Origin of the sequence: Streptomyces sp. SID5464 (genome assembly GCF_009862985.1) — a bacterium.
GTDB lineage: Bacteria > Actinomycetota > Actinomycetes > Streptomycetales > Streptomycetaceae > Streptomyces > Streptomyces chartreusis_D.
The window spans coordinates 30,539-48,144 of sequence record NZ_WWIQ01000008.1 but is presented as its reverse complement, the minus strand read 5'-3'; the positions used below and the strand labels follow the sequence as shown (position 1 = coordinate 48,144).

The 17,606-nt window shown below is 72.5% G+C and carries 16 protein-coding genes; 7 read left to right on the top strand and 9 right to left on the bottom strand.

The window, feature by feature from the left end; translation table 11 throughout:
• Positions 1-86: 86 nt before the first annotated feature.
• On the top strand, positions 87-1,007 hold the full coding sequence (locus GTY47_RS07820; protein ID WP_040902849.1) for a glycerophosphodiester phosphodiesterase: 921 nt from the start codon (positions 87-89) through the stop codon (positions 1,005-1,007).
• On the opposite strand, the gene GTY47_RS07815 is transcribed toward GTY47_RS07820, so the two are convergent.
• Positions 986-1,627, bottom strand: coding sequence for a TetR/AcrR family transcriptional regulator (locus tag GTY47_RS07815; protein WP_010036921.1), 642 nt, complete (start codon positions 1,625-1,627; stop codon positions 986-988). The genes GTY47_RS07820 and GTY47_RS07815 overlap by 22 nt on opposite strands.
• Positions 1,628-1,734: 107 nt before the next feature.
• Here GTY47_RS07815 and GTY47_RS07810 point away from each other — a divergent pair, with 107 nt between their 5' ends.
• Both GTY47_RS07810 and GTY47_RS07805 read left to right on the top strand, forming a co-directional pair.
• Positions 1,735-1,944 (top strand): DUF6243 family protein, encoded by a 210-nt coding sequence (locus GTY47_RS07810; RefSeq protein WP_010036919.1) that lies wholly within the window; start codon positions 1,735-1,737, stop codon positions 1,942-1,944.
• Positions 1,945-2,070: 126 nt separating this feature from the next.
• Positions 2,071-3,420 (top strand): S28 family serine protease, encoded by a 1,350-nt coding sequence (locus tag GTY47_RS07805; protein WP_010036917.1) that lies wholly within the window; start codon positions 2,071-2,073, stop codon positions 3,418-3,420.
• A 10-nt stretch (positions 3,421-3,430) separates the two neighbouring features.
• Here the strand turns inward: GTY47_RS07805 and GTY47_RS07800 are convergent, their stop codons facing one another.
• Both GTY47_RS07800 and GTY47_RS07795 read right to left on the bottom strand, forming a co-directional pair.
• Positions 3,431-4,417, bottom strand: coding sequence for a small ribosomal subunit Rsm22 family protein (locus GTY47_RS07800; RefSeq protein ID WP_010036915.1), 987 nt, complete (start codon positions 4,415-4,417; stop codon positions 3,431-3,433).
• A gap of 92 nt (positions 4,418-4,509) precedes the next feature.
• Positions 4,510-7,161 (bottom strand): RICIN domain-containing protein, encoded by a 2,652-nt coding sequence (locus GTY47_RS07795; protein WP_010036912.1) that lies wholly within the window; start codon positions 7,159-7,161, stop codon positions 4,510-4,512.
• Between the two features lie 307 nt (positions 7,162-7,468).
• Between GTY47_RS07795 and GTY47_RS07790 the strand changes: the two genes are divergently transcribed.
• Positions 7,469-7,822 (top strand): cupin domain-containing protein, encoded by a 354-nt coding sequence (locus tag GTY47_RS07790; protein WP_010036910.1) that lies wholly within the window; start codon positions 7,469-7,471, stop codon positions 7,820-7,822.
• A 38-nt stretch (positions 7,823-7,860) separates the two neighbouring features.
• On the opposite strand, the gene GTY47_RS07785 is transcribed toward GTY47_RS07790, so the two are convergent.
• The gene (locus GTY47_RS07785) at positions 7,861-8,976 is read right to left on the bottom strand and encodes a serine hydrolase domain-containing protein (protein WP_050810203.1); all 1,116 of its coding nucleotides are present in this window, start codon (positions 8,974-8,976) and stop codon (positions 7,861-7,863) included.
• Positions 8,977-8,987: 11 nt separating this feature from the next.
• On the bottom strand, positions 8,988-10,343 hold the full coding sequence (locus GTY47_RS07780) for a multidrug effflux MFS transporter (protein ID WP_010036906.1): 1,356 nt from the start codon (positions 10,341-10,343) through the stop codon (positions 8,988-8,990).
• Positions 10,344-10,429: 86 nt separating this feature from the next.
• Here GTY47_RS07780 and GTY47_RS07775 point away from each other — a divergent pair, with 86 nt between their 5' ends.
• Positions 10,430-11,464, top strand: a complete 1,035-nt coding sequence (locus tag GTY47_RS07775; protein WP_010036904.1) for a Gfo/Idh/MocA family oxidoreductase — start codon at positions 10,430-10,432, stop codon at positions 11,462-11,464.
• On the opposite strand, the gene GTY47_RS07770 is transcribed toward GTY47_RS07775, so the two are convergent.
• Positions 11,451-13,091, bottom strand: a complete 1,641-nt coding sequence (locus tag GTY47_RS07770) for an alkaline phosphatase D family protein (protein WP_010036902.1) — start codon at positions 13,089-13,091, stop codon at positions 11,451-11,453. The two genes, GTY47_RS07775 and GTY47_RS07770, sit on opposite strands and share 14 nt — an antisense overlap.
• 134 nt (positions 13,092-13,225) lie before the next feature.
• On the opposite strand from GTY47_RS07770, the gene GTY47_RS07765 reads away from it, so the two are divergent.
• Positions 13,226-13,984 carry an SDR family oxidoreductase gene (locus GTY47_RS07765; RefSeq protein WP_029180966.1) on the top strand — a complete coding sequence of 253 codons (759 nt, stop codon included), beginning with the start codon at positions 13,226-13,228 and terminating at the stop codon, positions 13,982-13,984.
• A 280-nt stretch (positions 13,985-14,264) separates the two neighbouring features.
• Here the strand turns inward: GTY47_RS07765 and GTY47_RS07760 are convergent, their stop codons facing one another.
• The 3 genes from GTY47_RS07760 to GTY47_RS07750 all read right to left on the bottom strand — a co-directional run bounded on the left by GTY47_RS07760 (position 14,265) and on the right by GTY47_RS07750 (position 16,855).
• Positions 14,265-15,407 (bottom strand): serine hydrolase, encoded by a 1,143-nt coding sequence (locus GTY47_RS07760; protein ID WP_010036895.1) that lies wholly within the window; start codon positions 15,405-15,407, stop codon positions 14,265-14,267.
• 74 nt (positions 15,408-15,481) lie between these two features.
• Positions 15,482-16,468: an aldo/keto reductase gene (locus GTY47_RS07755; RefSeq protein WP_010036893.1), complete on the bottom strand. Its 987-nt coding sequence runs from the start codon at positions 16,466-16,468 to the stop codon at positions 15,482-15,484.
• Between the two features lie 60 nt (positions 16,469-16,528).
• Positions 16,529-16,855 (bottom strand): hypothetical protein, encoded by a 327-nt coding sequence (locus GTY47_RS07750; RefSeq protein ID WP_010036891.1) that lies wholly within the window; start codon positions 16,853-16,855, stop codon positions 16,529-16,531.
• A gap of 149 nt (positions 16,856-17,004) precedes the next feature.
• Between GTY47_RS07750 and GTY47_RS07745 the strand changes: the two genes are divergently transcribed.
• Positions 17,005-17,562, top strand: a complete 558-nt coding sequence (locus GTY47_RS07745; RefSeq protein WP_010036887.1) for a DoxX family membrane protein — start codon at positions 17,005-17,007, stop codon at positions 17,560-17,562.
• Positions 17,563-17,606 lie beyond the last annotated feature (44 nt).

The following is a 17,606-nucleotide window of genomic DNA, read 5'->3' as shown; positions in this document are numbered from 1 at the left end:
TATGCCGGTGGGGCGAGAGGTACTCCGCACCGTGATCGGGTGTCATTGCCCGCTTTGCCGTGACATGGCGTCCTACCGTGGTCGCCATGGTCACAAGGATCGCGCTGACGGGCCTCGCCTCCGCGGTTTCCGTGGTCTCGCTGACCCTCACGGGACCGGTCGGCGCCGCCCCGGCCCTGCCGTCGGGCCTGCGCCCGCTGGAGGGACGCACCCGCCCGCTGGAGTGGGGCACCGGCCCCCTGACGGTGGCGGCGCTCCCCCGGGTCACGTACGTGGCCCACCGCGGCGGCGCCCGCGAGGTCCCCGAGAACAGCATGACGGGGCTGGTGGCCGCCTATGAGCGCGGTACGTCGCAGGTGCTGGACTTCGACACGCGGCTGCTGCGCGACGGGACGCCCGTGGTGTTCCACGACGAGACCCTGAACCGCACCACCTACCTGGGCGGCGAGGTGCGCGGCCTCGACGCCCGGGAGTGGCAGGGCGTCCGGCTGCGCCCGAAGGACGCGCTGCCCGGCAGCTGGCGCTCGGAACGGCCGCCGACGGTCGAGGAGGTACTGGATCGTTTCGGCGGGCGGATCGTGCTGATGCTGGAGGCGAAGGATCCGCGGAGTCTCGGCCGGCTGGCCGGGATGATCCGGGCCCGCGGCCTGACCCGCTCGGTGTTCGTGAACTCCAACGACCCGGAGGTGGCCCGCCGCGTCCACCGCCTCGGCCTGCTCACGCAGTTGTGGCGCTCGGCGCGGCAACTGCGCACGGACCGCCCGGAGCGCTGGCGGTCGTACGTGGACCTGCTGGACGTGGACCACCGTGCGCGTGACGCGGATCTCGTGCGGGCGGTGAAGTCGGGGATCCGGCGGGTGTGGGCGCACACGGTGGTGACGGACGCGCAGCGGGACCGGGTGCTGGCGCTGGGCTGCGACGGGGTGATCACGGACGCGCCGGGGCGCCTCGCGCGGGCCGCCCGGCGCGGCACTCGGCAGGGCACTCAGCGCGGTGCGAGGCCGTGAAGGGCGTAGTCGACGAGGGTGTCGGTGTACTCGTAGGAGATCGGGCCCGTGTGCTGGAGCCAGCGCTGGGCGAGCGGGGAGATGAAGAACTCCAGGGCGATGCGCGGGTCGATGTCGGCCCGGACCTGCCCTGCCTCCTGCGCGGCGCGCAGCCGGCCGATGTAGAGGTCGAGTGAGGGCTGCATGAGCTTGGCCACGAACTCGCGGCCGAGCTGCTCGTTCACCACCCCCTCGGCGGCCAGCGCGCGGGACGGCGCCTCGAACCTCGGGTCGCGCAACTGGTCGACGGTGGCGCGCAGGACGCCCTTGACGTCGGCGGCGAGGTCGCCGGTGTCGGGGAAGGCGTACGGCACCGGTCCCGCCTCCCGCAGGGACTGCTCGCCCAGATCGAGGAACGCCTCCATCAGCACGTCCGCCTTCGACGACCACCAGCGGTAGATCGTCTGCTTCCCCACGCCGGCGCGGGCGGCGATGCCCTCGATGGTGGTCTTCGGATAGCCGACCTCCACGACGAGCGCGAGGGCGGCGTCGTAGATGGCGCGACGGGACTTCTCGCTGCGCCGGGAGGCGTCGGGGGCGGACTTGCCGGGGGCGGACCGGGCGGACTTCGGTGCGGACATGGGTCGAATTTACCAGGTTGACAAGACGGAGCGTCTCGCGGACAGTGGAGCGACATGAACGAGACGAACCGTCTCGTTGCGAGCACGAACCGGAGAAGGAGCCCCACATGACCCGAGGCGGAGCCGGAAACCTGCTGGGCGTCGGCGGATCGCGGCGGAAGCTCGGCCGCGAGGCGCTGCGCGGCGGCGGCCGGGGCGGCCGGATCGGCGGCGGCCTCGATCCGCAGGCCCACAAGCGCGAGCTGCTGCGCAAACTCCAGGAGCAACGGCAGCAGCAGGAACGACAGGAGGACGGTACGACCGACGAGTCGTCGTGAGCCTCCCCCGCCCGGGGGAGACCGTCCCCTCGCGCGCGGGATCCTCCCGGGACGTCCGGCGGATGTACTGAAGCGGTCGCGACACCGCGACAGTGACCGACAGACGGACACCCGGGAGGAACCACGATGCGCGTCTGGACGAGACGACGGCTGCTCGCCTCGGCGGTATCCGCCGCCTCCGCTGCCGGCCTCGCCGCGACGGCGGCCGTACCGGCACGGGCGGCGGGCGCTCCCCGGGCCGGGTCCGGGGAGCACGACGTGGCGGACGCCCTGCGGGCCCTGCCCGGACTGCGTCTGATCGAAGAGCGGCAGGACGCCGAACCCGGGTACCGGCACTTCGTCCTGGGCCTGCGCCAGCCGGTCGACCACACGAACCCCGCGGCCGGCACCTTCGAGCAGCGCCTCACCCTGCTGCACACCGCCGCCGACCGGCCCATGGTGCTCACCACCACGGGCTACCACGCGGTCCTCACGCCCTGGCGGAGCGAACCGACGATCCTGCTCGGCGCCAACCAACTCCAGGCGGAACACCGCTACTTCGGCGCCTCGCTCCCCGCCGGGCCCGGCTACGCCCACCTCACGATCCGCCAGGCCGCCGACGACCACCACCGCGTCGTCCGCCTCTTGCGCCGGCTCTACCCCGGCGCGTGGCTCTCCACCGGCAGCAGCAAGGGCGGCATGGCGAGCGTCTACCACCGCCGCTTCCACCCCCACGACGTGGACGGCACGGTGGTCTACTCGGCCCCGAACAACGTCGACGACCGCGACGACTCCGCCTACCTCCGCTTCCTGGAGACGGTCGGCACCGCTCCCGACCGTGAGGCCGTCAAGGCCGCCCAGCGGCAGATGCTGCTGCGCCGGGCCGAGATGGTCGCCCGCTACGAGGCCTGGGCGACCGCCCGGGGCGACACCTTCCGCATCATCGGCAGCGCCGACCAGGCGTTCGAGATCGCCGTGCTGCGTCTGCTGTTCATGTTCTGGCAGCGCGCAACGCCGACCGACGTGACCTCGATCCCCGGCCCGGGGGCGACGACCGACGAGCTGTACGCGTGGCTGGACGCATGGGCGGGGCTGTCCCTGTACGCCGACACCGCGGCGCGGCGGTACGTCCCGTACTGGTACCAGATCGGCACGCAACTGGGGTACGGCGATGTCCCCACCGCCCACGTGGCGGACCTGCTGCGCCACCCCGGCGGCATCGCGGCGCGCAACTTCGTCCCCCGGGACATCCCCATGGTCTTCGACACGACGGCCATGCCCGACATCGACCGCTGGGTGCGCCGTCGCGGCAGCCGGCTGCTGTTCGTCAACGGCGCCCAGGACCCCTCTGTCGCCGAGCACTTCCGACCTGCGGGTGCCGACTCACGCATCCTGTGGGTGCCGGGCGGCAATCACAGCGTCGACATCGCGAACCTGTCCCCCGCCGACCGGGCCTGGGCGGAGGAGGCGTTGTCCCGCTGGGCCGGTCAGGACTGACCGGCTCCGATCAGGGCGCCGGGGGCCAGGCGTCGCCCCAGTCCGCGTCCCGTGCCGCCTTGTAGAGGTCGCCGTGGCGCTTGGTGACGGTGGCACGGCGCAGGGACGGTTCGGTCTCGCACAGGTCGAGGAGGACCTGGCCCTTGCGGATCTGCGGGCGCCGGACGACACGGGAGGGTGCCGGGGCGACGGGGAAGCGGGCGGCGGCGACGTAAGCGAACTTCTCGTCCTCGTAGGCGAGGGAGCCGCCCTTGACCTGGCGGTGCAGGGAGGAACGGCTGACCCGGGCGGAGAAGTGGCACCAGTCCGTGCCCGGGGCGATGGGGCAGGCGGCGCTGTGCGGGCAGGGCGCGGCGACGTGGAAACCGGCCTCGACCAGCCGGTCGCGGGCCTCGATGACGCGGGCGTAGCCGTCGGGGGTGCCGGGCTCGACGATCACGACGGCCTGTGCGGCGGACGCGGCGGCGTCGACGAGGGCGGTGCGGTCGGGGGCGGTCAGCTCGTTGAGGACGTAGGAGACGGTGACGAGATCAGTGCTCTCCAGGGTGAGCGCCGCTCCGATCCGAGAGCGCTGCCACCGTACGTCCCGCAGGGCCGGGTCGGCCGCGGCGATCTCCCGGCCCAGGGCGAGCGCGGGCTCGGCCCAGTCGAGCACGGTGACGGGCCGCTCCCCGCCCCAGGTCGCGCTCACGGCCCAGGCCGCGGCACCCGTACCGCCGCCGACGTCGGTGTGCGATCCGGGCACCCACCCGGGCGCGGCCTCGGCGAACGCCTCCAGAGCCGACCGCACCGCCTCGAAGGTCGCGGGCATCCGGTAGGCGGCGTAGGCGGCGACGTCGGCCCGGTCGCGCAGGATGGGAGCGTCGGTCGGGGTGGCCCCGCGGTAGCTGGCGATGAGCCGCTCGACCGCCTGCGAGGCCTGCCGGGGCGGCAGCCCGTCGAGCAGACCGGCGAGGGCGGCACGGAGGGTTTCGGCCGGGGGTGCGGGGGCGTTCACCCGGCGATTCTACGAGGGCCCCGCGCCCGGTGACTCACCCGTCCGGACGGGTCGGACGTCCGGACGGGTCGGGCGTCAGGACGGGTCGGGCGTCAGGACGGGTCGCCGTACTGCAGGCCGCGTCCGTTGGTGCCGACATAGACGCGGCCGTAGCTGTCCGGGTCGCCGGTGATGACACCGACGCCGCCGATGGCGCCCCACTGGTGGGCGTCGTCGTTGACGCGGAGCCAGGTGGCGCCCTTGTCGGTGGAGCGGAAGACTCCGGTGACGTTCTTGACGGTGCCGATCAGGTACAGGGCCTGGTAGCCGGTGCCCGGCTTGGCCTTGCCGAAGCCGAGGGCGGAGGCGGACTGCACCGACCTGAGCGTGGTGAAGGTCCGGCCGCCGTCGGTGGAGTGCAGCAGTCCCTTGCCACTGCCGGCGATCCACAGGTCCCCGGCGATGCCGGGGACGGCCGTGAGCCGGCCGTCGGGCAGGTTGCCGGCGCGGGCGGTGAAGGTCGCGCCGCCGTCGGTGCTGGCGTAGAGCGTGCCGCCGGACAGGGAGTAGAAGGTCCTGGCCGAGGAGCGGTCGGCGACGACCACGGCGTCGTTGCCCAGGCCGCCGACCCGCGACCAGCTCGCCCCCTTGTCGGTCGAGCGGTACGGGGCCTGACCGGCCTGCGTCCAGACGATGGTGGAGCCGTCCGCCGCGAGCGCGACACGGCCGTCCTGGGCGCTGGCCACCGGCTCTGCCTCGAAGCCGTTCCAGCTGCGGCCGCCGTCGGTGGAGTAGGCGCCGTCCTGCGCGCCGCCCCGGCCGACGCGGACCATCATCGAGGGCTTGGACTGGGCGAAGTCGATGTCGGTGCTGTTGGTCATCATCGGGTTCTTCAGCCGCCCGGAGGGCACCTTGGTCAGGTCGTCGTGCCGGAAGCCGCCCTGGTCGCCCATGGCGGTGATGACCGCGGCGCCGCCGGGCGGGGCGATCGCGTCCAACAGCGCGGTCTCCTCCAGCCCTCGGGCGCCCATGCTCCAGTGGCTGGTACCGCCGCTGTCGGAGGCGCCCGCGTCCTTGCTGCGCAGGATGCCGTTGCCGGTGCCGTACAGCACGTGCCCGGAGTCGAAGGGGTCGATGGCCAGGGCGGTCATCCAGTGCCCGGTATGGGTGCCGACGTAAGGAGCGGCGGAGGCGTTGCGCACCGACTTGTCGGCCAGTGCCTTCCAGGTCGTGCCGCCGTCGGTGCTGCGGTAGATCTCGTCCTGGGGCCACCAGCGGCCGAGGGTGGTGACCATCACCGTGGAGGGCTTGCGGGGGTCGACGGCCAGACCGGAGAACCCGTAGTCGCCCCTGGACGGGGAGATGTTCTTCCACGTCCCGCGGGCCGGCGTGTACTTCCACACCGAGCCCCCCGTCACGCCGTTGGGTCCGAGGGCGTTGGTGTACGTCAGGTAGAGCGAGCCGTCACCGGAGAGGACGCCGTGCTGCGGCATCTCGCCGGTGGGCTGCCCGGAGACGGCCTGCCAGGTGCTGCCGCCGTCGGTGGAGCGGTAGAGGGAGGTGGACTTGTCGTTGACGCCGACGTAGATCGTCTTGCTCCCGGCCGGGCCGTACGTCACGAAGGAGACGCCCCCGCCGCTGCTCGCCCCGTTCTTGACGGGGAACGAGGAGACCTGCCTCCATGTCACGCCGTGGTCGGTGCTGCGCCACAGGCCGTTCTTGCGGGTGCCCAGCAGCAGGGTGCCGGGGTCCGCGGGGTCGATCGCGAGCCGTTCGCCCGCCCCGCGGCCGTCCTCGTTGCCGCCCACCTTGAACGGCAGATCGGTGCGCTTGAAGGTGCGGCCCCGGTCCGTGGAGCGCAGGATCGCGCCGTTGCCCGCCCACTCGTTGGTGTAGGTGCCCGCCATGAGGTAGAGCCGCTTGGGGTCGACCGGGTCGGTGGCCACCGAGTCGATGCCCAGCAGGTTCCAGTCCTTCTCGCCGATCCAGTCGGTCAGCGGGATCCACTGCTCGGCCCCGGTGTCCCAGCGGTAGGCGCCGCCCATGTCGGTGCGCGCGTACAGCAGGCCCTTCTCCCGCGGGTTGAACACCAGCCCGGTGACGTAACCGCCGCCCACCACCTGGGCGTTCTTCCACACATACGGTCCGGCCGCGGCCGTGGGCCGCGCAGTGCCCGCCCCGGCCGTGCGGGGCTCGGCCGTCTTGACCAGCTTCCACTGCTGGTTGGTGCCGCCCCGGTCGGGATACTGGACGACTGCCGCCCCCTCGGCCGTGGAGCCTGAGGAGACATCCAGGACCTGGCCGCTCCTGCGGGAGGTGAAGGTGACGGCGCCGGAACCGCTCACCTCGTTGATCCGCCATTCCTGGGAAGGGGAGGAGCTGTCGGTCTGCTGCTCGGCGGCGGCGCCCTGGGCGGTCGAGTTGCCCGCTATGCCCAGCACTTTGCCGCTGTTGCGGTTCACCAGCTCGTAGTAGCCGTCCCCGGCGGGTTTCAGCCTCCACTGCTGGTTGGCGGTGCTCTGGTCGGTCCACTGCTGGATACGGGTGCCGTCGGCGGTGGAGAAGGCGTTGACGTCCATCACCTTGCCGCTGCGCACGGAAACCAGCCGGTAGTAGGCATCGCCGTCGACCGTCGCGGCCTGCGAGTCCTCCTGTGCGTACAGGAGATACGGCACGAGGACGGCGGGCACGCCGAGCAGCAGACCGGTGGCGGTCCAGCGGCGGCGGTGACGCCCGCGGCGTCCGCCGTTCGTGGGGTTGTTCATGGGGAGGCGTTCTCCTTGCGAGCCGTTCACGAGCGAAGGCGGATTCCGGCACCGGAACTGGCCGGATCCACTCCCTTGTGGTCACAGCCCCCGCAAAAGGTTGCCCTGCGCCAGGACGCCCGAGTTTCAGCACTCCCCGGGCCGACCGGAGCCGTGGGTGCCGCCTTCCAGCCCCTCGCTTGACACAACGTCCGAACATCGCGCCCGCAACGGACAGCTCACGCGTGGGCTCCGTGCGGGGCGTCGGAGATAGTCGACGGTGTCCGCTCCCGATGTGCGTCGTTCCCGACACCAGCAGAGGAAAAGCATGTCGCTCCTGAAGACCATCGACACCGATCCCTCGTTCGCCCCCCGCGAGTCCGGCCCGCTGCCGGAACGCCTGATCTCCGGCGACCCGACGTTCAAGACCTGGGCACAGGACACCGCCCGTGGGGAAACGATCAATACGGGTGTCTGGGAAGCCACGCCCGGCGAGACGCGCTCGATCAAGGGCGAGATCTTCGAGTTCTGCCACATCCTTTCCGGCGTCGTCGAAATCACGCCGGAAGGTGGCGAGCCGGTGGTCTACAAGGCAGGCGACAGCTTTGTCATGAAGCCTGGCTTCGTCGGTGTCTGGAAGACCATCGAAACCGTGCGCAAGATCTACCTGACCGTGTCGTGACGCCGATGCCGCCGGCGCCTCGCGCAGGCGGCAGCGGGTCACATCCCCCGAACCGCCCGGGCCACCCGCGACCCCGCCGCCGCCCTCGGGGCGCTGTCCGGGCGGCGGCGACGGGGATGGACCGCGTTCGTGAGGAGGATGAGGAACGTGTCCGTCGCCCGGTCCAGGACGAGGGACGTGCCCGTGAAGCCCGTGTGGCCCGCCGCGCCGCGCCCCGCCAGATCGCCCATGAACCACGGCTGGTCGAGCAAGAAGCCCAGGCCGGGTGGCGTGAAGAGGAGGTCGACGAAGTCGGGGCCGAGGATGCGGGCGGGGCCGTAGGAGCCGCCGGCGAGGAGGGTGCGGCAGAACACCGCGAGGTCGCGGCCGGTGGAGAACAGGCCCGCGTGGCCCGCCACGCCGCCCAGCGCCCAGGCGTTCTCGTCGTGCACGTCGCCCCGCAGCATCCCCCGGTCCGCCTTGGCCCACGGCCGCCGCTGGTCCTCCGTCGCCGCCGCCCCGGGGCACGGCCCGAACTCCGTCGCCGTCATGCCCAGCGGCCGCGTGATGCCGTCGCGGAAGAGCACGTCGAGCGTGCGGCCGGTGATGCGTTCCAGGAGGTGCTGGAGGAGCAGCATGTTCAGGTCGGAGTAGCGGTACGTGCCCGGTGCCCCGACCGGCGCCTCCGTCCGCAGCGCGGCCAGCCGCCCGGCGTCGTCGGCGCAGTCGTACAGCGGGAGTTCGGGCCGCAGCCCGGAGGTGTGGGTGAGCAGCTGCCGTACGGTGATGTGGTGCCGGGCGGCCGCCGTGAAGTCGGGCAGATATGCCCCGACCTTCGCGTCGATGCCGAGCGTGCCGCGCTCGATCTGCTGCACGGCGGCCACGGCTGTGAACAACTTGGTCAGGGACGCGAGGTCGAAGGGGGTGCCGACGGTCATCGGGACCCGGTCCTCGGCGGGCAGTTCCACGCCGGTGTCGGTGTCCTCGTCGTAGGCCGAGTAGCGTACGGCCCAGCCCGCCGCCTCCTCGACCGCGATCACGGGGCCGCGTCCGACGACGAGGACCGCGCCCGGCGCCCAGGGGCGCTGCCCGGTGGTGAGGACGTGGACCTCCCGGACCAGGTGGCGCAGTTCCCCGGGGTCGAGACCGGCCCGTTCCGGCGTGCCGTCGCGCAGTCGTGGTGCGCTCAGCTCCCTGCTCCCTCCACGCTCGCGCCCCTGCCGTCCGTGATTCCGTCCGTCTTCGCGTCCGTGTGCCCGTCCGTCTTCGCGTCCGTCTTCCAGGGTCGGCACATTCCCACGAAACAGGCCAGTGCCACCAGGGCGGCGGCCAGTTGGACGACGGCCATCGGGACGGCCGTGTCCTCCCCGGCGACGCCGACGAGCGGGGAGGCGACCGCGCCGATGAGGAACGACGAGGTGCCGAGCAGGGCGGACGCTGAGCCGGCGGCGTGCTTGGTGCGCATCAGGGCGAGGGCCTGGGTGTTGGGCAGGGTGATGCCCATCGCGGACATCAGGACGAACAGCGCGACGGCGACGGGCGCGAGACCGACCTCGCCGAACACGCCCAGGGACATCAGCAGCAGCGCGGTCGCGGCGGTGATGACGATGGTCAGGCCGATCCCCAGGACGCGGTCCAGGCTGACCCGGCCGACGAGGACCTTGCCGTTGATCTGGCCGACGAGGACCAGCCCGACGGAGTTGACGCCGAACAGCAGGCTGAACGTCTGCGGGGATGCGCCGTAGATCTCCTGGATGACGAACGGGGACGCCGAGATGTAGGCGAACAGCGCGGCGAAGGCGAAGCCGCCGGTGAGGGTGTAGCCGGCGAAGGAGCGGTCGGCGAGCAGGCCGCGCATCGCGCGCAGGGCCTCGCCGACGCCGCCGCTGTGGCGCTGAGCGGGCGGCAGGGTCTCGGGCAGCCTCGTCCAGACCAGGGCCCCGATCAGGATGCCGATGACCGTGAGGACGACGAACACGCCCCGCCAGTCCGTCACGCGCAGCACCTGCCCGCCGATGAGCGGCGCCACGATCGGGGCGACCCCGGAGATCAGCATGAGGGTGGAGAAGAAGCGGGCCATGGCCATGCCGTCGTAGAGGTCGCGGACGACGGCCCGGGCGATGACGATCGCGGCGGCGCCCGCGAGGCCCTGCGCCAGCCGGAAGGTGACGAGGAGTTCGACGGTGGGCGCGAGGGCGCACAGGACGGTGGCCACGACGAAGACGCCGAGTCCGGCGAGCAGTGGGCGGCGGCGTCCCCAGCGGTCGCTCATCGGACCGACGACGAGCTGGCCGAGCGCCATGCCGGCCAGGCAGGCGGTGAGGGTGAGCTGGACGGTCGCGGCGGGGGCGTGCAGGGAGCGGGTGACCTCCGGCAGCGACGGGAGGTACATGTCCATCGCCAGCGGAGGTACGGCGGTCAGGCTGCCGAGGAGGAAGGTGACCAGGAGCCCGGTGCGGCGGTGCGGTGTGAGGTCGGGCCGCTCCGTCCCGGCTGCGGCCCCCTGCGCGGTGTTCGATATGGACGCCCCACCCTCGGGCATGAGTCCCTCCCTTTTCGAGTCGATCGCCACCTATGCTCTCAGCTCGTACGGACTGCTCGGGGTCACGAGGTGGAGGCGGGGCGGGAATGACGGCGGACACGGTGCGGTGGGGGATCCTGGCGACCGGGGGGATCGCGGGCGCGTTCACGGCGGACCTGATCGACCTGCCGGACGCGGAGGTCGTGGCGGTGGCGTCCCGGTCGGAGGCGTCCGCGCGGACGTTCGCGGAGCGGTTCGGGATCCCCCGGGCGTACGGCGACTGGGACGCGCTGGCCCGGGACGAGGACATCGATGTCGTCTACGTCGCCACCCCGCACACGGCGCACCGGACCGCCGCCGGTCTGTGTCTGGCGGCCGGGCGGAACGTGCTGTGCGAGAAGCCGTTCACGCTGAACGTGCGCGAGGCGGCGGAACTCGTCGCGCTGGCGCGGGAGCACGGGCGCTTCCTGATGGAGGCGATGTGGATGTACTGCAATCCGCTGGTGCGGCGGCTGAAGTCGCTGGTCGACGACGGGGCGATCGGTGAAGTGCGCAGCGTCCAGGCCGACTTCGGGCTGGCCGGTCCGTTCCCGCCCTCGCACCGGCTGCGGAACCCGGAGCTGGGCGGGGGCGCGCTGCTCGATCTCGGCGTGTATCCGGTGTCGTTCGCGCAGCTGCTGCTCGGGGAGCCGTCGGACGTCGCGGCGAGGGCGGTGCTCTCCGAGGAGGGCGTCGATCTCCAGACGGGGGCAGTGCTCTCCTGGGAGAGCGGCGCTCTCGGCTCGGTGCACTGCTCCATCGTGGGCGGCACGGCGACCTCCGCCTCGGTCACCGGCTCCCAGGGCCGTATCGACATCCCGCACGGCTTCTTCTTCCCGGACCGCTTCGTGCTGCACCGGGACGGCCGCGACCCCGAGGAGTTCACGGCCGACCCGGCGGACGGGCCCCGCAACAGCCTCCGTCACGAGGCGGCCGAGGTGATGCGCGCCCTGCGCGCCGGTGAGACGGAGTCCCCGCTCGTCCCGCTCGACGGCACGCTCGCCGTGATGCGGACGCTCGACGCCATCCGGGACCGCGTCGGCGTCCGCTACCCGGGCGAGACCCCGGACGAGGACCTCACGGCCGAGCTCACGCCGGCTTGAGCCCCTGCTCCCCCACCTCCGTCACGAAGGACGCGGCCGTCGCGACCGGCGCCCCCTGCCTGGTCACGTACGGCACGGTCTTGAAGTCGGCCCGCGCCGACTCCTGCCCCAGGGCGACCGTGACGTAGCCGCGCCGCCCGTTGAAGAACTTCAGGTGCGGGTTGGCGGACATGTAGGTGTCCCAGGTGGCGGGCTTGTCGGCGCCGTCCCTGCCGCTGGAGACGGAGGTCGCCACGATCTCGGTGCCCAGGGTGGCCGAGGACTGGTCGTCGAAGTCGTCCTTGATGTCGAAGGCGTACGCCGAGTGCACGTCGCCGCTGAGCACCATCAGGTTCTCCACGCCGGCGGCCTTCGCCCCGTCGAGGACGCGCCGGCGTGAGGCGCTGTAGCCGTCCCAGGCGTCCATCGACACCCGCGAGGGGGTGGTCGCGTCCATGTGCCGCCGGGCGAACATGACCTGCTGCGGTACGACGTTCCACAAGGCGCGCGAGGAGCGCCAGCCGTCGAGCAGCCACCGCTCCTGCGTCGCCCCGGTCATGGTGCGTGCCGGGTCGTCGGACTCGGGCCCGGGGACGTGTGCCCGGTCGCCGTAGGCCTGGTCGGAGCGGTACTGGCGGGTGTCCAGGACGTCGAACTGGGCGAGCCGGCCCCAGTGCAGGCGGCGGTAGAGCCGCATGTCCGGTCCGGCCGGGCGCTGCGGCCGGCGCAGCGGCTGGTTCTCCCAGTAGGCGCGGTAGGCGGAGGCGCGGCGCAGCAGGAACTCCTCCGGCGGGACGCTGTTCTCGGGGATGTCGTCGGCGTAGTTGTTCTCGGTCTCGTGGTCGTCCCAGGTGACGACGAAGGGGTGCGCGGCGTGTGCGGCGCTCAGGTCGGGGTCGGACTTGTAGAGGGCGTACCGCAGTCGGTAGTCCTCCAGGGTCAGCGTCTCGCGGTCGAAGAGGTCGGGCAGTGTGCGGTCGGTGTGGTTGCGCTGGCCGCCGACGGAGTTGACGGCGTACTCGTAGAGGTAGTCGCCGAGGTGGAAGACGAGGTCGACGTCGTCGGCGGCGAGATGGGCGTACGGCGTGTAGTAGCCGTCGTGGTAGGCCTGGCAGGAGACGGCGGCGAGGGTGAGTTCCCGGACGCGGCTGCCGGGGTCCGGGGCTGAGCGGGTGCGGCCGGCCGGGCTGACCCAGCGGCCCACGCGGAAGCGGTAGTAGTAGACGCGGCCGGCGTCGAGGTGGGTCACCTCGACGTGGACGGCGTGGTGGAACTCGGGGTGCGCGGTGGCGGTGCCGCGCCGGGCGATGCGGCGGAACCGCTCGTCGTGGGCCAGCTCCCAGTGGACGGTGACGCGCTCGGCGGGCAGTCCGCTGTCGGCCTGGAACGGGGCGGGCGCGAGGCGGGTCCACAGGATGACCGAACCCGGCAGGGGGTCGCCGGAGGCGACGCCCAGCGTGAACGGGTTCTCGGTGATCCGCGCGGCGTCGAGTTCGGCGGCGGCCGCGACTCCGGCGGAGGGCAGGTTGGTCGCGAAGGCGAGCGCGGCGGCGGCGCCGGTCGCGGTGAGGAAGCGGCGGCGGGCGATGTGCCGGGCGGCCGCGCGGAGTTCGGGGGCGTGCTGGGACGGGTGTGCTGCGGGTGTCATCCGGTCCTCCCCTGACGAATGGCTGCAGGGGGCATTGGAGTGGCCGGGGACGACACCTGATTGACACGTACACAGCACTCGCGTGACGGACGGATGAGTTCCGCACGGCGGGGCCTCCCGTACGCTGCGGGCCCATGGATGCGAAGCGAACTGGTATCGCGGTGGTGACCGGGGCGGGCTCCGGTATCGGCCGCGCGGTGGCCGTGGAACTGCTCCGGGCCGGCTGGTCGGTGGCGCTGGCGGGGCGGCGCGTCGAGACCTTGGAGGAGACGGCGGCCCTGGTGCCCGAGGGCGCCGCGCTCGCCGTACGGACGGACGTCTCACGGCCCGAGGACGTGACCGCCCTGTTCACCGCCACCGTCGAGCGCTTCGGGCGGGTGGACCTGCTGTTCAACAACGCGGGCACCTTCGGGCCGGGCGGCGTACCGGTCGAGGAACTGTCCTACGACGCGTGGCGGCACGTGGTGGACACGAACCTCAACGGGGCGTTCCTGTGCGCGCAGGCGGCGTACCGGCGGATGAAGGAGCAGCAGCCGCAGGGCGGGCGGATCATCAACAACGGTTCGATCTCCGCGCACACGCCGCGTCCGCACTCGGTGGCCTACACCGCGACCAAGCACGCGCTGACCGGTCTGACCAAGTCGCTGTCGCTGGACGGGCGGCCGTACGGCATCGCCGTCGGGCAGATCGACATCGGCAACGCGGCGACGGACATGACGGCCCGTATGCAGACGGGAGCGCTGCAGGCGAACGGCTCGGTCGCCCCGGAACCGGTGATGGACGTCGCCGACGTGGCCCGCACGGTGCGGCACATGGCGGAGCTGCCGCTGGAGGCGAATGTGCAGTTCGCGACCGTACTGGCCACGGCGATGCCGTACGTCGGGCGCGGCTGACCCGGGGGCGGGCACTCGTCAACTCGTCAACTTGCACAAACGGAATAGGAACGTCCGCACCATTGCGGCCGGTCGGATGCTTATGCTCAAATCTCCTACACGAAAGCTTCACAGTTGGAGCAGACAGCTTCCGTCGGCCACCTTCAGGGGGGGGGAGGCGGCAGTCGTTCCACGGCACCGGGTGGGGGTGGACCCCGCGTGGGACCGCGGGGTGCGCACCGGTGCGCGTGGAACGACTGCCGCACACGTCAAGCGCCGGATGCCGTACGGCCGGTGGACGTCATTGGCGGTGCCGTCCCCTCGCGGACCCGCGCGTCCCGCGCCGGCGCAGCGCCCACGCCCCGCCCGCCAGCAGCGCGAGCGCGGTACCGGCGCCCTCCACCAGCCGCCCCGCCGAGGGTCCGCGCACGACGGTGCCGCCGACGGCGATCCCGCGCCTGGGCGCCGGCTCCGCTCCCTGCCCCGCGCTCACCGGCTCGACCAGCGTGCCCACCGCCCGTGCCGACGCACCGTGCGCGAAACCCCAGTCGAGCAGGGCGGCGGCCTCCTCGTAGACGGCGTCGGCTTTGTCGGCGGGGTGCATGACGGTGACGAGCAGGGTGCGCCCGGCACGCGTGGCGGCGCCGGTGAAGGTGTTGCCGGCATGGGTCGTGTAGCCGTTCTTCACACCGATCAGCCCCGGATACGCCCGCAGGCGCCATGCCCCGCTCAACAGCCGGTCGGTGTTCTGGATCTGGAACGTCTTCCCGCCCCCGGCCGGGAAGTCGGCCGTTCTCGTACGGCAGTAGGCGCGGAAGCCGGGGTCGCGCAGCCCGTGCCGGGCGAAGAGCGTCAGGTCGTACGCCGAGGACAGCTGCCCCGGGTGGTCGTAACCGTCCGGGCTGACCACGTGCGTGTCCAGGGCCTGGAGTTCCCGCGCCTTGGCCCGCATCTCGGCGACGGTCTTCGCCACACCGCCGTTCATGTGCGCGAGGACGTGCACGGCGTCGTTCCCCGAGCGCAGGAAGACGCCCTGCCAGAGCTGGCCGACGGTGTACGTCGTCCCGGGCTGGATGCCGACGAGACTGGAGCCCGCGGGGATGCCGGCGAGGTCGGCGGCGGTGACGGTGTGCCGGTCGCCGGGCGGGAACCGGTCGAGCACCGTGTCGGCGAACAGCATCTTCAGCGTGGACGCGGGTGGCAGCCGCCGGTGCGCCCGGTAGGCGGCCAGCACATCGCCGCTGTCGTGATCGGCGACCAGCCAGGACCGGGCGGTGAGCCTCCCGGGCAGTCCGGTGGTGCTGCCCACCTGCACCGCGTCGCTGCCGAGGCGGTCACCGCCGAGCACGGGCCCGGAGGCCCGGGCCGGTGCCGCGGCGGCCACCGGGGCGGCCACGGCCAGGGCGAGCACGGAACGTCTGGACAGCCGGGCGGAGTCACACATCCCGCGACGTTACGAAGCGGAACCGCCTGGGCGTGCACGGAACGTTCAAAGACTCGCCCAAGGTCCCGCAATGCTCACCGCCCGAGCAGCCGGTCGACCTCGGCCAGCTGCTCGCCGGTCAGTGCCCCCTTCTGCAGCGCTCCCGCGTTCTCCTCCGCCTGGGCGACCGAACGGAAGCCCGGGATGGGAATCGTGCGCGGGCTGCGTGCCCACAACCAGGCCAGGGCGCCCTGGCCGAGCGTGCGGCCCTCGCTGGTGAGGACGTCCCTGAGGGCGTCGACGCGGGCGAGCCACTCCGGGTCGGCGCCGGATCCGTCACCGAAACCCTGGAGCCAGGCCGGGGGCCTGCTGCGGATGTCACCGGCCTCCAGCGGCTGCCCGTCCCGGCGCTTCCCGGCGAGCAGCCCCATGGCGAGCGGGCTGCGGTTGATGCTCGCGAGGTCCGCCTCCTCGCACAGCCGGATCATCGCGGGCGCGTCCTGGAGAACGTTGAGGGTGTGCTGGACGGCGGCGCAGTGCGGCCCCTCGGCGAACACGGCGGCGCGGTCGGGGTCGTCGGTGCTCCACGCGTAGGCCCGTATCAGCCCCTCGTGGACCAGCTCCTCGCACGCGTCCCGGAGCAGGGCGGCCTGTTCGGTGTCCGCGTCGGAGATATGGAACTGGTAGAGATCGATGTAGTCGGTGCCGAGCCGGTCCAGGGACGCGGTCAGGGCGCGGCGCAGATGGGCCGGGGAGGCGTCGCTGCCGGTGAGGGTCCGGGTGTCCTCGTCGAACACGTTGCCCCACTTGGTGGCGACGACGACATCGGCCCGGCGCTTGCCGAGGGCCCGGCCGAGCACGCGTTCGCTGTGTCCGGCGCCGTAGGTGTCGGCGGTGTCGAAGAAGGTGACACCCAGGTCGAGGGCGCGCCGCACCGCCCGTACCGACTCCTCGTCGTCGACCTTGCCCCAGCCGAGCGGCTGCCCGTCGGGCCGCTGCCATTCGCCGCCGATCGCCCAGCAGCCGAAGCCGAGGGCGCTCACCTCGATGCCGCTGCGTCCGAGCGGCCGTGTGGTTTCCATGCCCGGGAGGCTAGGAGTTGGAGTGCACTCCAGCACAAGCCCCCGGCGAGGTCGGGTTTTTCAGGCCTGGCCGGTCTCGAAGCGGGAGATTTTGCCGTCGTCGTCCACGGTGAAGCTCCACCGGGTGCGCATCTCGCCCCAGGTGTCGTTGCTGTAGCGGGCGATGAGGGCGCGACCGCCGTTGGACTCGTTGTCGACCTCCAGGTGACCGTGGGAGGAGAAGATCTCCCGGTCGACCCAGTCGGCGAGGTCGCGGTCGGAGCCGTCGTCCGCCATGGTCGCGCCCGGCGCGAGGAGTGCCATGAAGGCCTCGCGGTCGTGGTTGTTCACGGCGGCCACGAAGGCGCGGACGGCCGGATCGCTGAGACGCGTGGTCTGAATCGTCATGCCAGTCAGCCTCGTACCGGCCGGCGGACCACGCCACCCGTGCCACCCGAACGGCGTCCCGGTCGGGTCCGCGGGGTGTCAGGAGTGCGACGGTGGAAACGCGACGGGGAGGGTTCTTGAGGTTCCTGCTGTCTGCTCCGGGAGACGACGTGAAGCGCTACGACCGACGTGATCTGGGCCTGCTGCTGCTCCGGCTGGGGACGGGCGGTGTACTGGCCGCGCACGGCACGCAGAAGCTGTTCGGCTGGTTCGGCGGAGGCGGCATCGAGGGCACCGGCCAGTTCATGGAGTCCGTCGGCTACGTCCCCGGCAAGGCGAGCGCGACCGCGGCGGGCCTCGCGGAGACCGGCGGCGGCACCCTGCTGGCCCTGGGCCTGGCCACACCGGCGGCCGGTGCCGCGGCGGCCGGAGCGATGGCGGGCGCGGCGGCGGTGCACACGCCGAACGGCTTCTTCAACCAGGGCGGCGGCTACGAGTACGCGGCGGCACTGGGCCTCACCGCCGCGGGCCTGGCCGTCACCGGCCCCGGGCGGCTCTCCCTGGACCACGTGCTCGGGCACGCCGTGAACCGGAGCTGGATGATCCCGGCGGCCTTCGCGGCGACGGCGGCGGGGACGACGCTGATCGTGGGGGCGCGCAACCGGCGGCTGCGGAAGGCGAAGGAAGGCGAGCAGGACCCGCTGTTCGAAGAGGAGTACATGGAGTAGCCGTCGGGGGCGCCTCGCTGTCAGACCCCCGTGGCAGGCTGCCG

Bases quoted from the DNA above. Each gene is read 5' to 3' on its own strand.
- GTY47_RS07820 (WP_040902849.1), top strand. From the start codon at position 87: ATGGTCACAAGGATCGCGCTGACGGGCCTCGCCTCCGCGGTTTCCGTG.
- GTY47_RS07815 (WP_010036921.1), bottom strand. From the start codon at position 1,627: ATGTCCGCACCGAAGTCCGCCCGGTCCGCCCCCGGCAAGTCCGCCCCC.
- GTY47_RS07810 (WP_010036919.1), top strand. From the start codon at position 1,735: ATGACCCGAGGCGGAGCCGGAAACCTGCTGGGCGTCGGCGGATCGCGG.
- GTY47_RS07805 (WP_010036917.1), top strand. From the start codon at position 2,071: ATGCGCGTCTGGACGAGACGACGGCTGCTCGCCTCGGCGGTATCCGCC.
- GTY47_RS07795 (WP_010036912.1), bottom strand. From the start codon at position 7,161: ATGAACAACCCCACGAACGGCGGACGCCGCGGGCGTCACCGCCGCCGC.
- GTY47_RS07790 (WP_010036910.1), top strand. From the start codon at position 7,469: ATGTCGCTCCTGAAGACCATCGACACCGATCCCTCGTTCGCCCCCCGC.
- GTY47_RS07780 (WP_010036906.1), bottom strand. From the start codon at position 10,343: ATGCCCGAGGGTGGGGCGTCCATATCGAACACCGCGCAGGGGGCCGCA.
- GTY47_RS07775 (WP_010036904.1), top strand. From the start codon at position 10,430: ATGACGGCGGACACGGTGCGGTGGGGGATCCTGGCGACCGGGGGGATC.
- GTY47_RS07770 (WP_010036902.1), bottom strand. From the start codon at position 13,091: ATGACACCCGCAGCACACCCGTCCCAGCACGCCCCCGAACTCCGCGCG.
- GTY47_RS07765 (WP_029180966.1), top strand. From the start codon at position 13,226: ATGGATGCGAAGCGAACTGGTATCGCGGTGGTGACCGGGGCGGGCTCC.
- GTY47_RS07760 (WP_010036895.1), bottom strand. From the start codon at position 15,407: ATGTGTGACTCCGCCCGGCTGTCCAGACGTTCCGTGCTCGCCCTGGCC.
- GTY47_RS07755 (WP_010036893.1), bottom strand. From the start codon at position 16,468: ATGGAAACCACACGGCCGCTCGGACGCAGCGGCATCGAGGTGAGCGCC.
- GTY47_RS07750 (WP_010036891.1), bottom strand. From the start codon at position 16,855: ATGACGATTCAGACCACGCGTCTCAGCGATCCGGCCGTCCGCGCCTTC.